General features: G+C 73.9%; 5 protein-coding genes. 4 read left to right on the forward strand and 1 reads right to left on the reverse strand.

Going from position 1 to position 16,010, the window contains the following annotated elements; genetic code table 11:
* Nucleotides 1–2: 2 nt before the first annotated feature.
* Genes ACIBQX_RS42015 through ACIBQX_RS42030 form a run of 4 tightly spaced genes read left to right on the forward strand, consistent with a single transcriptional unit; the run spans nt 3 to nt 14,950 of the window.
* Nucleotides 3–3,245 carry an amino acid adenylation domain-containing protein gene (locus ACIBQX_RS42015; protein ID WP_397014790.1) on the forward strand — a complete coding sequence of 1,081 codons (3,243 nt, stop codon included), beginning with the start codon at nt 3–5 and terminating at the stop codon, nt 3,243–3,245.
* Nucleotides 3,242–9,817, forward strand: a complete 6,576-nt coding sequence (locus tag ACIBQX_RS42020; RefSeq protein ID WP_397014792.1) for an amino acid adenylation domain-containing protein — start codon at nt 3,242–3,244, stop codon at nt 9,815–9,817. Before ACIBQX_RS42015 ends, ACIBQX_RS42020 begins: the two co-directional genes overlap by 4 nt.
* Nucleotides 9,814–13,704 (forward strand): amino acid adenylation domain-containing protein, encoded by a 3,891-nt coding sequence (locus tag ACIBQX_RS42025; protein ID WP_397014794.1) that lies wholly within the window; start codon nt 9,814–9,816, stop codon nt 13,702–13,704. The genes ACIBQX_RS42020 and ACIBQX_RS42025 overlap by 4 nt, the downstream gene beginning before the upstream one ends.
* Nucleotides 13,682–14,950 (forward strand): MFS transporter, encoded by a 1,269-nt coding sequence (locus ACIBQX_RS42030; RefSeq protein WP_397014796.1) that lies wholly within the window; start codon nt 13,682–13,684, stop codon nt 14,948–14,950. The genes ACIBQX_RS42025 and ACIBQX_RS42030 overlap by 23 nt, the downstream gene beginning before the upstream one ends.
* Here ACIBQX_RS42030 and ACIBQX_RS42035 read toward each other — a convergent pair.
* Nucleotides 14,940–15,977 (reverse strand): LLM class F420-dependent oxidoreductase, encoded by a 1,038-nt coding sequence (locus ACIBQX_RS42035; protein ID WP_397014798.1) that lies wholly within the window; start codon nt 15,975–15,977, stop codon nt 14,940–14,942. The two genes, ACIBQX_RS42030 and ACIBQX_RS42035, sit on opposite strands and share 11 nt — an antisense overlap.
* Nucleotides 15,978–16,010: the final 33 nt, after the last annotated feature.

The following is a 16,010-nucleotide window of genomic DNA, read 5'->3' on the forward strand; positions in this document are numbered from 1 at the left end:
CCGTGACCGGCACGTACGTCTTACCGGCGTCGTTCGCGCAGGAACGCCTGTGGTTCCTCGCCCGGCTCGACCCCGACGCGCCCGCGCACCACGTCAACGCCATGATCGAGCTGCCCGGGCAGGATGATCCCGACCGGTGCGCGCAGGCGTTGCGGGAGCTGGTCAGGCGGCACGAGACGCTGCGTACCGCCCTGACGATCGAGGACGGAGCCCTCGTCCAGGTCGTGCACGTCGACCTGCCGGTCACCCTCCCCAGCACCGACCTGCGGCACCTGCCGCCCGAGGACGCCGAGCGGGAGTACCGGGCGCTGGCCCTCGCCGAGGCCAGGCGGCCGTTCGTGCTCGACCGGCCGCCGCTGTGGCGGGCGCACCTGGTGCGGATGCCCGGCGGCGGGCAGCGGCTCGTGTTCGTCGTCCACCACGCCGTGTTCGACGCCCGCTCCGGCACCAACTTCGCGACCGAGCTGCGCGAGCTCCACACGGCCCTCGGCGAGGGCCGCCCGCCCCGGCTGCCGGACCTGCCCGTCCAGTACGCCGACTACGCCGCCTGGCAGCGTGCGCACCTCGCCCAAGGGGTGCTCGCCGACCAGCTCGTCCACTGGCGCGAACGGCTCGCCGGACTGCCCCGCGACGCCGGGCTGCCCACCGACCGCCCCAGGCCCGCCACGCGCGGCCACGACGGCGCCGAATTCCACCTGGCGCTGCCCGCCGACCTGGTCGACGGCCTCGAAGTCATGGGCAGGCAGCGCGGCGCCACCCTGTTCATGGTGCTGCTGGCCGGGCTGAAAGCGCTGCTCGCCCGGTACTCGGGCCAGTACGACGTCGCGGTGGGCACGCCGGTGGCCGGGCGCGACCTGCCCGAGTTCGAGCCGCTGATCGGCATGTTCGTCAACACCCTGGTGCTGCGCACCGACCTGACCGGCGACCCGCCGTTCGAGGAACTGCTCGGCCGCGTGCGCGGCACCGTGCTCGACGCCCTGGACCACGCGGAGGTGCCCTTCGACCAGCTCGTGCAGGCGCTCCAGCCGGAACGGGACCCGAGCCGCACGCCGCTGCACCAGGTGGGCTTCAACCTGCTGCCGATGGAGTCGCGCGGGCAGTTCGCCAACGGCACCGCCCAGCTCGACCTGAGCGTGGACGTCGTCAGGACCGCCGAGGGAGCCGGCGTCTACCTCGAATACAGCACCGACCTGTTCGACGAGGACACCATCGCCCGCCTGGCCGGAGCCTACGAGCTCGTCCTCGGCGCCGCAGTCGCCGAGCCCCGGACACGGCTGTCGGAGCTGCCGTTGATGAGCCCGGAGCGGCTGCGGGAGGTGCTGGCCGGCTGGAACGACACCGCCGCGCCGTACCCTGACCTGCCGCTGCACGAGCTGGTCGGCGAGCAGGCGGCACGCACCCCGGACGCGGTGGCGGTACGCGCGGCGGACGGCGCGGACGGCATGGGCGGCGCGGGCGGCGCGGGGGGCGCGGACGGCGCGGGGGGCGCGGCGCTGACCTACGCCGAACTCGACGCCAGGGCGCGGACCCTGGCCGCGCGGCTGGCGGTGCTGGGTGTGGGCCCGGAGTCCTGCGTGGCGGTGTGCCTGCCGCGCGACACCGGCCTCATCGTGGCGCTGCTCGCCGTGCTACGTACGGGCGCCTGCTACCTGCCGCTCGATCCGGCCTACCCGCAGGAGCGGCTGGCGTACATCCTGGACGACTCCCGCGCGGCCCTGCTGATCACCGACTCCAGCTATCGCGACCGCCTGCCGGCCCGGCGGCCACCCGAGCTGCTCCTCGACCAGCCCCCGTTCGAGCGCCCGCCCGGTCGGCCGTCGTCCGAGCCTCTGGCCGACCGGCCGTCGCCCGCGCCTGCGCCGGAGCCCTTGCTGCCCTCCGTCGGCCAGGATCACCTGGCCTACCTCATCTACACCTCCGGCTCCACCGGCCGCCCGAAAGGCGTGCAGGTGCCGCATCGGGGCGTCGTCAACCTGGTCACCGACGTGATCCGCCGCCTGGGCGGCGGTGACACGCTGCTGATGACGTCGCTGTCCTTCGACATCGCCGCCTTGGAGATCTTCACGCCGTTGCTGTCCGGCGGCACCCTCCTGCTCGCCCCGGAGGACGCCGCCCGGACGCCCAAGGAGATCCGCAGTGCCGCCGAGCACGCCGACCTCGTCCAGCTCACCCCCTCGGTGGCCGGCCTGGCGGCCGAGCACCTGCCCGCCGGACTGCCCCGGGCCATCCTCGGCGGCGAACCCCTGCCTCTCGACGTGGCCCGTCGGATGCTGCGGGTCACCAAGGAGCTCTGGAACTTCTACGGCCCGACGGAAACCACCATCTGGTCCACCGCGCACCGGGTGCCGGACGACGTGACCACGATGCTCATCGGCACCCCGGTGGCCAACACGACGGCGTACGTGGTGGACAGGGAGCTTCGTCCGGTGCCGGTCGGGGTGCCGGGGGAGTTGCTCCTGGGCGGTGCGGGGGTGACGCGTGGTTACCACGGCCGGGCGGGGTTGACGGCTGAGCGGTTCGTGCCGGATCCGTTCGGTGGTGGTGGGGGCCGGTTGTATCGGACGGGGGATCTGGTCCGGTGGTGTGCGGGCGGGTCGTTGGAGTATCTGGGGCGGCTGGACGATCAGGTGAAGGTTCGTGGGGTGCGGATCGAGTTGGACGAGGTGGCGGCGGTGCTGGGGGAGCATCCGCTGGTGGGGCGTGCGGTGGTGGCGGTGCGGGAGGACGCGCCGGGCGGGCGTGGCCTGGTCGCCTACGTGGTGCCGGCGGGGGGCGACGCCTCCGACGTGGTGGCCGGTCCTGCTCATGAGCATGCGGCCGGTGTGTTGCGCGCTCACTTACGGGCGAGGTTGCCGGAGGCGATGGTCCCGGCCGCGTTCGTGCTGGTGGACGACTTCCCCGTGTTGCCGAGCGGCAAGCTGAACCGCGCCGCCCTCCCGCCACCCGAGCCGGGCCCCGCGGCCGAACACGTCCCGCCGCGCACCCCGATGGAGGAGACCCTGGCCGCCATCTGGGCCGACCTCCTCGGCAGGGAACGCGTCGGGGCGAGCGACGACTTCTTCGCACTCGGCGGCCACTCCCTGCTCGTCGTCCGCCTCGTCGGCCGCATCTCCGACGAGTTCGGCGTGGAACTGCCGCTGCGCCGCTGCTTCGACGCCACCACCGTCGAAGAGCAGGCCCTGGCCGTGCTCGAACAGAGCCTCACTGAGGCCGACCTGCTGGAATTCCTGGAGGATGAGCAGTGAGCGACGTGGACGGGGTACGCGAGCGGCTGGCCCGGCTCAGCCCGCAACAGCGCGCCGCACTGGAGGCCCGCCTCGCCCGCTCGGGTAACGGCCGCCCGCCTCGCCCCCGGGACGACGGCCCACCGGCCGTCCCCCGCCGGTCGGAGACCGCCGCGCCGCTCTCCGACGCCCAGCGACGCCTCTGGCTCGTCGACCAGCTCGACCCGGGCAACCCCGCCTACACGCTGTCGTGGGCGTACAAGATCGAAGGCGACCTGGACGGCGCCGCGCTCGCGGCGGCCTTCGACAGGCTCGTGGAGCGGCATCCGATCCTCGGGTACGTGATCGACGCCCGCGACGGTGAGCCACGCCAGCTCCCCGGCCCCGTCAGGCCCACGCTGCGGGTGGAGACGCTGACCGCCGCCGAAGCCGACGCCGTGGCCCGGGACGAGGCGCGCTTCCGCTTCGACCTGGGCGCGGGCCCCCTGACCAGAGCCCGCCTGATCCATGTGGCCCCGGGGGAGCACCTGCTGGTCCTCACGGTCCACCACATCCTGGCCGACCGCTGGTCGGTGACGATCCTGTTCGAGGACCTGCTGCGGCTGCACGCCGGCGAACCGCTCGCCGCGGTGCCCGTCGCCTACGCCGACTACGTGGCCTGGCGGGCCGGACGGCCGCAGAGCTCGCAGGAGGACCTCGACCACTGGCGGCAGGCCCTCCACGGCCTGCCGGACGTGCTCGACCTGCCCGCCGACCGGCCACGGCCACCCGCACGGGCCAACGAGGGCAGGCGGCTGCTGTTCGACCTGGACAAGCGGCTCGCCGACGGCCTGCGCGAGCTCGCCGCCGGCCAGCGCGCCACCATGTTCATGGTGCTCGTCGCCGGCCTCCAGGCGCTGCTCGCCCGCTACACCGGCCAGCCCGACATCCCCCTCGGCACCCCGATGTCCGCCCGGCCGCACCCCTCCCTCGACCGGACGGTCGGCCTCTTCCTCAACACCGTCGTCCTGCGCGGCGACCTGTCGGGCGACCCTCCCTTCACCGAGCTGGTACGGCGCACCAGGGAGCGGGTGCTGGCCGCCTTCGACCACGCCGGCGTGCCGTTCGAGACCCTCGTCGACGACCTGGCCACCGGCCGGGACCTGTCCCGCAACCCGCTCTTCCAGGTCATGATCGCCTACCAGAGCACCCCGGCCCTGCCGGGCGATTCCCGCGGCCTCCGCCTCGAACGCCTGGACGTCCGCCCCGGCACCGCCATGTTCGACCTGGACCTCATCGTCGAAGAACGCCCCGACGGCGGACTGCTGTGCGTCCTCGACTACGCCACCGACCTGTTCGACGACGACCGCATGGAACGCCTGGCCGCCCACCTGCGCACCCTGCTCGCCGGCGCCGTCGCCGAACCGGCCCTGCCCCTGTCCCGCCTGCCGCTCATGGACGCCGGCGAACTCCACCGCACACTGCGCACCTGGAACGACACCAAGGCCGCTCATCCCGGCAGAGGCGTCCACGAACTCGTCGCCGACCAGGCCGCTCGCACCCCGTCCGCGGTGGCGGTCGAAGGCCCGGACGGCTCCACCCTGACCTACGCCGAGCTCGAATCCCGCGCCATCGCCCTGGCGGACCGGCTCCGGCGGCTCGGCGTCGGCAGGGAGACCCGCGTCGGGGTCTGCCTGCCCCGCGACCTCGGCCTGCCGGTGGCGCTGCTCGCCGTCCTCAAGGCCGGAGGCTGCTACGTCCCCCTGGACCCCGGCTACCCGCCCGAGCGCCTGGCCCATATCCTCACCGACTCCGCCGCTCGCCTGGTGATCACCGTCACCTCCTTCACCGACCGGCTCCCGAGCAACCCTCCGGTACTCCTCCTCGACGCCCTCGACCCCAAGCACCCTGACCTGCTGGAAGACGGCTCAGCGGCGGCCTTCCACCCCGACCAGGCGGCGTACCTCATCTACACCTCCGGCTCCACCGGCCGCCCCAAGGGAGTGGTGGTGCCGCACCGCGGTCTGGTCAGCCTGCTCTGGGACGTACGGATCCGCCCGGGTCTCGCTCCTGGCGCCCGCTACCTGTTCCTGACCTCCGTGTCCTTCGACATCGCCATGATCGAGATCTACGGCCCCCTGGTCACCGGCGGGACCGTCGTCATCGCCTCCACGGCCGACGTCGACCGTCTCCACCACCTCATCCGGCACGGCGACCTGCACACCCTCCAGGCCACCCCCTCGGTGCTGGAGAGCCTGCTGCCCGCCCTCGCCCACGGCAGCGTCCCCCGCGTGGTCAGCACGGGCGAGGCACTGCCCGGCCCGCTCGCCGCCCGCCTGCTGAAGGTGACGGGCGAGCTCTGGGACCTGTACGGCCCGACGGAGACCACCGTCTGGTCCACCCGGCTCCAGGTCACCGGCGGCGCCGGCGGCTCCATCGGCACCCCGGTGGCCAACACGACGGCGTACGTGGTGGACAGGGAGCTTCGTCCGGTGCCGGTCGGGGTGCCGGGGGAGTTGCTCCTGGGCGGTGCGGGGGTGACGCGTGGTTACCACGGTCGGGCGGGGTTGACGGCTGAGCGGTTCGTGCCGGATCCGTTCGGTGGTGAAGGCGGTCGGTTGTATCGGACGGGGGATCTGGTCCGGTGGTGTGCGGGCGGGTCGTTGGAGTATCTGGGGCGGCTGGACGATCAGGTGAAGGTTCGCGGGGTGCGGATCGAGTTGGACGAGGTGGCGGCGGTGCTGGGGGAGCATCCGCTGGTGGGGCGTGCGGTGGTGGCGGTGCGGGAGGACGCGCCGGGCGGGCGTGGTCTGGTCGCCTACGTGGTGCCGGCGGGGGGCGACGCCCCCGACGCGGTGGCCGGTCCTGCTCACGAGCATGCGGCCGGTGTGTTGCGCGCTCACTTACGGGCGAGGTTGCCGGAGGCGATGGTCCCGGCCGCGTTCGTGCTGGTGGACGACTTCCCGGTGCTGCCGAGCGGCAAGCTGAACCGCGCCGCCCTCCCGCCACCCCCGAAGCCGGGCACCGGAGGACCCCGCCTGCACCCGCCCCGGACCCCGGCGGAACGCGCCCTGCACGCCATCTGGACTGAACTCCTCCAACGCGACGACATCGGCATCGAGGACGACTTCTTCACCCTGGGAGGCCACTCCCTGCTCGCCATGCGGCTCGTGGTCAGGCTCAGGGAGACGGCCGGCGCCGAGGTGTCACTGCGCCAGTGCTTCGAAACCCCGACGATCGCGGGACTGGCCCAGCGCATGACCGCCGGGACCGAGACCCACCGGTCCGCCGGACCCGCCGGGGCCGCCGGGACGGATGGAGAGGTGCCGCCCTCACACGCGCAGGCCCGCCTGTGGTTCCTGGACCAGCTCGACCCGGGCAACCCCGCCTACAACGTGGCCTGGGCCGAGCACCTGACCGGGCCCCTGGACCCGGACGCGATGGCCGCCGCGTTCGACGCGCTGGTGGCCCGGCACGAAGCCCTGCGCCTGGTCATCGTGGGTCACGACGGCGAGCCACGGCTGCGGGAGAGCCCGCACCGGGCCCGGCTGTCCGTACGCGATCTGTCCAGCTCACCGCCGGCCGGGGGCCCGGCCGCGGCTGCGGCGATCGGGCGGGAGGAGGCGCGCCGCCGGTTCGAGCTGGGGGCGGGGCCGCTCGTGCGGGCGCTGCTCGTGCGCACGGGGCCGGACGAGCATGACCTGTTCCTCACCCTGCACCATGTGATCGCCGACCGGTGGAGCCTGTCGATCCTGCTGCGCGACCTGATGGAGCTCTACCGGGCCCGGCTCACCGGCACCCCGGCCACGCTGCCCGCGCTGGCGGCCGGGTACCGGGACTTCGCCGTCTGGCACCGGGAGCGGGTGTCCGGCCGGGCGGCCGATCTGGCGTACTGGAAGGACACGCTCGCCGACGCGCCAGCGACGCTGGACCTGCCCGCCGACCGGCACCGGCAGGGGCGGGCGAGCCTGGCGGGGCGGCGGCTGACGTTCACGATCGATGCGGAGACCGTGGCCGCCGTGCGGGCCCGCGCGCTGGAGCTGCAGGTGACGCCGTTCATGGTGCTGCTGGCGGCGTTCCAGGCGGTGCTCGCCCGCTACACCGGGCGGCATGACATCCCGGTCGGCACGCCGGTGTCCGGGCGGGCGCATCCGGAGGTGGAGGAGATGGCGGGTCTCTTCCTCAACACGCTCGTCCTTCGCGGCGACCTGTCCGGAGAGCCGAGCTTCGCCGAGTTGCTGCGCCGAACCCGTGACCGGGTGCTGGACGCGCAGGACCATGCCGAGCTGCCGTTCGAGGTCCTGGTGCAGGAGCTCGCCGAAGAGCGCGACCTGACCAGGAACCCGCTGTTCCAGGTGATGCTCGCCTACCAGAACGTGCCGCCGTCACCGCCGGACGTGGCGGGGATCGGGCTGCGCACGCTGGACATCGACCCGGGCGTCACCCAGGCGGACCTGCACCTGGTGATCGAGGAGGCCGGGGAGCGGCTCGCGGGAGTGCTGCACTACGCGACCGACCTGTTCGAGCACGATCGGATGGAGCGGTTCGCCGATCACTTCCGCGCGTTCCTGTCCGCGGCGGTGGCGGACCCCGAGCGGCCGGTGACCGACGTCCCCCTCCTCACCCCCGCCGAGCTGGCCACCATCCTGCACGCGAACGACACGACCACCGCCTCCGCGCACCCGGTCACCGGCCCAGAAGGCATCGCCCCGACGAGCGAGACGGCCCCCGACGGTCAAGAGCTCGCGACGCTGCCCGCGCTGGTGGCCGAGCAGGCGTTGCGGAGCCCGTCCGCGCCCGCGCTGGGGTTCGAGACCTCGCGGGGGGCCTGCGAGTGGCTCACCTACGGGGAGTTCACCGCCAGGGTGAACCGCCTGGCCAGGCGGCTGCGGGCGCTCGGCGCGGGGCCGGACCAGGTGGTGGGGGTGTGCCTGGAGCGGGGACCGGAGCTGGTCGTCGCGGTGCACGCCGTGGTCGCCGCCGGCGCGGCCTACCTGCCGCTGGAGCCGGACCACCCGGCCGACCGGCTCGCGGGCATGCTGGCCGACGCGGGCGCCCGGCTGGCCGTCTCGACCGGCCGGCACGCGGCACGGCTCCCGGACGGGGTCACCGCCGTGCTGCTCGACCGCGACGCCGAGGCCGTCAGCGCCGAGGAGCCCGCACCGCTCGGCGTCCCGATCCATCCGGACTCGCTCGCGTACGTGATCTTCACCTCGGGCTCCACCGGCAGGCCCAAGGGCGTGGGAGTCTCCCATCGCGCGATCGTCAACAGGCTGCGCTGGATGCAGGACGCCTTCCGGCTGACCACGGACGACCGGGTGCTGCACAAGACGCCCTTCTCCTTCGACGTGTCGGTGTGGGAGCTGTTCTGGCCGTTCATGACGGGCGCCGGCCTGGTCGTGGCACGGCCCGGCGGCCAGGCCGACCCCGCCTATCTGACCCGCCTCATCGACGCCGAGGCGGTCACCACGGCGCACTTCGTGCCGTCCATGCTGGACGCCTTCCTCGCCGAGCCCGGCCTGGGCGAGCGGCCCGGCGGGCTCCGTACCGTGATCTGCTCGGGTGAGGCGCTCGGCGCCGACCTGGCGGAACGGTTCGCGGCCGCGCTGCCCCGCGCGGGGCTGCACAACCTGTACGGTCCGACGGAGGCGGCGGTCGACGTCTCCTGGCACGCGTGCCGGCCCGGCGAAGGCGTGGTCCCGATCGGGCGGCCGGTCGCCAACACCCGGCTGGAGGTCCTCGACGAGCGGCTGAACCGCGTGCCGATCGGGGTGCCGGGCGATCTGTGGATCGGCGGTGTGCAGCTCGCCCGGGGGTACGCGGGCCGGCCGGGGCTGACCGCCGAACGGTTCGTCCCCGACCCGCACGGCCCGCCCGGCGGACGGTTGTACGACACCGGTGACCTGGCCCGGTGGCGGCCCGACGGCGAGATCGAGTATCTCGGCCGGTCCGACCACCAGGTCAAGATCCGCGGCATGCGGGTCGAGCTCGGCGAGATCGAGGCGGCCCTGGCCTCCCTGCCGGGCGTGCGCGCCGCCGCCGTACGCGCGGTCCACGACGGCGCGGGGCTCCGCCTGGCCGGTTACGTGGTCCCTGAAGAAGGCGCGCTGACCGAGGTGGGGCCGGCTGAGGGAGTTTCGGCCGGACCCGACTGGGCCGGGCCGCTGCGCGACAGGCTGCCGGACCACATGATCCCCAGAGCGTGGACCCTCCTGGACGCGCTGCCGCTCAACCGCAGCGGCAAGCTGGACCGCAACGCCCTGCCGGACCCCCAGGCGCCGAAGGCGGCCGCGCACGCCGAGCCGGAGGGCGCCGCCGAGCTGGCCGTCGCCGCCGCCTGGCGCGGCGTCCTCGGGCTGGACCGGGTCTCGGCACACGACAACTTCTTCGCCGTCGGCGGCGACTCCATCCGCAGCCTCAAGGTGGTCGCCCGCCTGCGCGAGGCCGGTTACGCCGTGCGGCTCGAGCAGCTCTTCCTCCACCAGACCGTCAGGGAGCTCGCCGGACAGCTCCTGCCCGCCCAAGCAGCCGAACGCCCCGAGGCGGCGCCCGCGGCGTTCGGCCTGCTCAACCCCGAGGATCTGGCACGAATGCTGGAAGGCGAGAAGCGATGACAGTGACGACGGGAGCCGCACGCGACCTGGAGGACGCCTATCCTCTGGCCGCGCTGCAGGCAGGCATGCTCTACCACAGCGCCTACGAGCCGGACGCGACCACCTACCACGACCTGACCACGATGACGCTGCGCGGCCGGTTCGAGCGGGAGGCCTTCGCGGCGGCGCTGGCGGAGGTGACCGCCCGGCATCCGGTGCTGCGCACGTCGATGGACCTGACGGGGTACAGCGAGCCGCTGCAGTTCGTGCACCGTTCGGCGGTGCTGCCGCTGGAGGTGACGGACCTCTCGGCCGACCCGGCGGCCCGCGACCAGGTGGCGCAGTGGGCGGAGGGGGAGAAGCGGCGGCCGTTCGACTGGGGGACGCCGCCGCTGGCCCGCGCGCACGTGCACCTGCTGCCGGGAGACCTGTTCGCCTTCAGCCTGAGCTTCCACCACGCCATCCTGGACGGGTGGAGCGTGGCCGCGCTGGTCACCGAGCTCTTCCGCCGCTACCACGGGCACCTGGCCGGGGAGCCGCTCCCGGTCGAGCCGCCCGGCGCCGCCTTCAGGGAACTGGTCGCCACCGAGCGGGCCGCCGTCGCCTCCGCCGAGGCCCGTGACTTCTGGCACGCCCAGGTGGCCGACGCCCCCGACACCCGCCTGCCACGCCTGCCCGGCCACGCCGGCGGCGAGGGCGTCGAGGTGCTGCGCCTGCCGATGGAGCTGGAACCGGTGGAGGAGGCGGCCAGGCAGCTGAAGGTGCCGCTGCGCACCGTGCTGCTCGCCGCCCACCTGCGCGTCCTGGCCCTGCTCACCGGCGAGAGCGAGGTGATGACCGGCCTGGTCACCCACAGCCGCCCGGAGAGCGAGGCGGGCGAGGAGGTGCTCGGCCTGTTCCTGAACACCGTCCCGCTGCGCGTCGACGTGGCGGCCCCGACCTGGGCGGACCTGGTGCGGCGGGTGTTCGACGCCGAGGTGGCGCTGCTGCCGCACCGGCAGTATCCGCTGTTCGAGATCCAGCGGGCCGCCGGCCGCTCGCCGCTGCTCGACGTGCTGTTCGACTTCCGCGACTTCCACGTCTACCGGGGCATGCCCGGCATCGACATCGTGGAGCAGGACTTCTTCGAGCAGACGGACCTGCCGTTCGCGGCCGGGTTCACCCGCTCGCGCGAGCACGGCGGCTTCGACCTGACCATCACCTACGACCGCGGCCAGTTCGGCGCCGAGCAGATCGCCCGCGCCGGTGAGCTGTACGCGACGGCGCTGCGGCTGGCCGCCGACACCGGCGCCGACCCCCGGGACACCGCCCCCTACCTGACCGGTGACACCGCGGCGATCGAGGGCTGGAACGCCACCGCCCGCCCGTATCCGGCCGCCACCCTGCACGAGCTGATCGCCGAGCAGGCCGGGCGCACCCCGACCGCGCCCGCCGTCTGCTACGACGGCACCTGGCTCAGCTACCGGGAGCTGGCGGCACGCGCCCGGGCGGTCACCGCCCGGCTGCTGGCCGCGGGCACCGCCCCCGGCGACGTCGTCGGCGTCTGCCTGGAACGCGGCCCCGACCTGCTGCCCGCCCTGCTCGGCGTGCTCGGCGCCGGCGCCGCCTACCTGCCGCTGGAGCCCGAACTGCCGCCGGAGCGGCTCGCGTACATGATCGAGGAGGCGCGGGCGCGCGTCGTCCTCACCGGCGCGGCCGGGGCGGCGGTGCTGCCGGACGGCGTCGCGCTGACCGTCGTGCTCCCCGTCGTGCTGCCTGCTGGGGGCCCCGCGCCGCAGGCCGCCGCGGCGCCGCGCGTGCATCCGGACTCGCTCGCGTACGTGATCTTCACGTCGGGCTCCACCGGGCGACCCAAGGGCGTCGGCGTCTCCCACCGGGCGATCGTCAACCGGCTGCGGTGGATGCAGGACACCTTCCGGCTGACCAGCGGCGAACGCGTCATGCACAAGACGCCGCTGTCGTTCGACGTGTCGGTGTGGGAGCTGTTCTGGCCGCTGATGACCGGGGCCGGGCTGGTCGTCGCCGAGCCTGGAGCGCACCGCGACGGCGCCCGCCTGGCCGCCCTGGCCACCGCGCAGCGCGTCAGCACCATGCACTTCGTGCCGTCCATGCTGGAGCTCTTCCTCGACGAGCCCGCCCTGCCGGCGACGACCCGCGTCCTGTGCTCCGGCGAGGCGCTCAGCGCCGAACTCGCCGCCCGCTTCCACGAGCGGCTCCCCGGCACCGAGCTGCACAACCTGTACGGGCCGACCGAGGCGGCGGTCGACGTCACCTGGCACGCGTGCGCGGCCGGCGAGAGCCTCGTGCCGATCGGCGCGCCGGTCGCCAACACCCGCCTGGAGATTCTCGACGCCGACGGCCGCCGGGTCCCCGTCGGCACACCCGGCGAGCTGTGCCTCGGCGGCGTCCAGCTCGCCCGCGGCTACGTCAACCGGCCCGCGCTCACCGCCGACCGGTTCGTCCCCGACCCGTACGGCCCGCCCGGCGCCCGCCTCTACCGCACCGGCGACGTGGCCCGCTGGCTGCCCGGCGGCGAGGTACAGTACCTGGGCCGGACCGACTTCCAGGTGAAGATCCGCGGCCAGCGGGTGGAGCTCGGCGAGATCGAGGCGCTGCTCGCCGCCCACCCCGCCGTCCGCGCGGCCGTCGTCGTCCTGCGCGGCGACCGCCTGGTCGGCTACGTCGTCCCCGACGGCGAGGACCTGCCCGATCTGGCTCCGGCGCTGCGCAGGCAGCTGCCCGACCCCATGGTCCCGGCCACCTGGGTACGGCTCGACGCGCTGCCCGTGACCGCCAACGGCAAGCTCGACCGCGCCGCGCTCCCCGATCCGGGCGACGCCGGCCGCGCCCCCTACCTGCCGCCCCGCGACCCGTTCGAGGCCAAGCTGGCCACCCTGTGGGAGGAGACGCTCGGCGTCGACGCCGTCAGCGTCCACGACGACTTCTTCGCCCTCGGCGGCCACTCCCTGCTCGCGCTGCGCCTGACCATGCGGCTGCGCAAGGAGCTGGGCCGCGACGTGCCGCTGTCCACCGTGCTCACCGCGCCGACCGTCGCCCGGCTCGCCGTCGAGCTGCGCCGCCCGCAGGACAACGACGGCGCCCCCCAGCGCATCGTGCCCCTGCGTCCCGCCGGTGAGCGCACCCCGATCTTCCTGTTCCACGCGCTCGGCGGCCAGGTCTTCCGCTACCTGCCGCTGACCCGCCACCTCGGCCCCGACCAGCCGGTCTACGCCGTCCAGGCGGCCGGCCTGGCCCCCGGCGAGCGGCCGCACGCGACCCTGGCCGAGATGGTCGACGACTACACCGCCCACCTGCTGCGCGTCCGCCCGCACGGCCCGTACGTGCTCGGCGGCTACTGCATCGGCGGCAACATCGCCCTGGAGACCGCCCGGCGGCTGCGCGCGATGGGCGAGCAGGTGCCGCTCGTCGTCCTGTTCTACTCCGACGCCGCCGAGCCGGTGCTGCGGGCCTCGCTGGAGGACGACGCGGTCCTGCTCATGCACGCGCTGGCCGGCGGCCAGGTGCAGGTGAACCTGGACGACCTGCACCAGATGGACCCCGACGAGCGGCTGCTCGCCGTGATCGACGCCGCCGCCCGCGCCGACAAGCTGCAGCCCGACACCGCCGACCTGCGCCAGGCCCGCCGCTTCGTCGAGGTCTTCCGCGCCAACGCGCACGCCGTCGGCCACTACCGGCACGCGCCGTACGACGGCGACGTCCTGCTGTTCTCCCCCACCGCCGAAGGCGTCGAACCCGACGACATGGGCTGGCGCGACGTCGTCACCGGACGGCTGCGCATCTCGCCCATCCACGGCGAACGTTTCACCGTCATGTACGAACCGAGGGTCGCCCTGGCGGCCGCCGAGTTGAGGAGCAGCGTCGACCATGGCCTCACCCCCCACGACTGAACCCGCCGGCCTCTGGAGGAACCGCGACTTCCTCAAACTGTGGTCCGGCGAGAGCCTGTCCCTGGTCGGCTCCCAGGTCACCGTGCTGGCCATGCCGATCGTGGCCTACCTGTGGCTGAACGCCTCCGTCGCCGAGATGGGCGTGCTCGGCGCGCTGGCCAGGCTGCCCATGGTGCTGTTCTTCGTCGTGGGTGTCTGGGTGGACCGGATGCGCCGCCGCCCGGTCCTCATCTGGAGCGACGTCTTCCGCGCGTTCATGCTCGCCACCGTGCCGGTGCTGTTCGTGATGGACATGCTGACGCTGTGGTGGCTGTACGTGGTCGTGTTCGCGATGGGCGTGGCCGGGGTGCTGTTCGAGATCGCCTACCGCTCCTACCTGCCGATCCTGGTGCCGCCGGAGCAGCTCGGCGACGGCAACAGCAAGCTGCAGCTCAGCGACTCGGTCTCCAAGGCGGTCGGCCCCAGCCTGGCCGGCGTGCTCATCGCCACCCGCTCGGCGCCGCTGGTCATCCTGGTGGACGCGGTCAGCTACGTGCTGTCGGCGCTGTGCCTGATCTCCATCCGCAAGCGGGAGGACCCGCCGCCGCCCGACGACGGCGGCACCATGATCGCGGCCATCCGGCAGGGGTTCGGCTTCGTCATGTCGCAGCCGATCATCCGCCCGCTGGCCATCGCCAGCGCCGTCTACTCCTTCTTCGACATCGGCATCCTGCAGACCCTCTACATCCCGTACGTGATCGACGGCGCCGGCGTGCCGGCCGGCTGGGTCGGGGCGGTGCTGGCCGTCGGCGGCGTCGGCGCGATCGCGGGCGCGTGGCTGTCGGTGCGGCTGATGAAGCGGGCGGGGCCGGGCCCCACCATGTTCTGGTCGACGGTCATCGGCAACAGCGCGCTCATCCTGGTGCCGCTCGCGGGTGGCCCGCTGTGGCTGGCGATCGGCGTCCTGGCCGTGTCCCAGCTGCTCGTCGGCCTGTGCACGCAGATCTTCGTGGTCAACAACATCACCGTGCTGCAGTCGGCGACGCCGCGTGAGCTCGTCGGCCGGGTGATCGCCACCATCTGGGCGATGGGGCTGGTGCCCGCGCCGCTGGGCGCCCTGGTCGCCGGGCTGCTCGGCCAGGCGGTGGGGATGTGGCCGGTGGTCCTGGTCGCGGCGGTGATCGGCGCGGTGGTGCCGATGATCGTGCTCGCGATGTCGCCGATCCCGAAGCTGCGCGAGATGCCTCAGGCGCCGGTCACGAGCTGAGCTCGGCCAGCCAGCCCAACTGCTCGGCGCGGTCGTCCACGGTGGGCGCGTTGAGCCCGACGATCAGCCTGGTCGCGCCCGCCTTGCGGTAGGCGGCGAGCCGCTCGCGGACCCGCTCGGGGGTGCCGCACAGGGACAGGGCGTCGACCAGGTCGTCGGGCAGCTCCTCCACGGCCTCTCCCAGGTCGCCGTCGAAATAGGCGTCCTGTACGCGGGTCGCGGCCGGGCCGAAGCCGAGCCGGTGGGCCAGCCGGTTGTAGAAGTTCACCCCCCGGCTGCCCATGCCGCCCAGGTAGAGGGCCAGCATCGGCCGGATGAGGTCGCGGGCGTAGTCGGCGTCGTCGTCCACCATGGCCATCACCATGGGCGACACCTCCACCCGCGCCACGTCCCGCCCGGCTCGGGCGGCTCCGGCGCGCAGGTGCTCCATCGTGTCGGCCAGGTGCTCGGGCGGGAAGTGGATGGGCAGCCATCCGTCGGCGATCTCCCCGGCCAGCTCGATCGCCTTCGGCCCCATGGCCGCCAGGTGGACGGGCAGGGGCTTGCGCACCGGTGAGACCGTCATGCTCAGCGCCTTGCCGCGGCTGCCGGGCAGCGGCAGCACGATCTCGGGCCCGTCGTGCTCGACCGGCCGCCCGTCCAGCGCGGTCCGCACCACGCTCACGTAGTCGCGCAGATGGGCCAGCGGCCGCTCGTAGCGGTGCCCGTGCCAGCCCTCGGCCACCTGCGGCCCGGACGTGCCGAGCCCGAGCAGGAACCGGCCGCCCGACACCCGGTCGACGGTGGCGGCGGCCATCGCCGCGGAGATCGCGGTCCGGCCCGTCACCTGCAGCACCCCCGTGCCCAGGCCGATGCGCTCGGTGCCGGCCGCCAGCCACGCCATCGTCGTGACCGGATCCACCCCGTAGCCCTCCGAGGCCCACACCGAGTCGTAGCCCAGCCGTTCGGCCTCACGCACGAGCTTCAACTGGGCCTCATGGGTGGCCGCCACCGGCCCCAGGGTGCCAATGCTGAATCCGAGCCGCACAGCCGCCTCCTCAACGCCGGGATCTTGCCACTT

Origin of the sequence: Nonomuraea sp. NPDC049714, from assembly GCF_044465295.1 — a bacterium.
In the GTDB taxonomy this organism is placed as follows: Bacteria; Actinomycetota; Actinomycetes; order Streptosporangiales; family Streptosporangiaceae; genus Nonomuraea.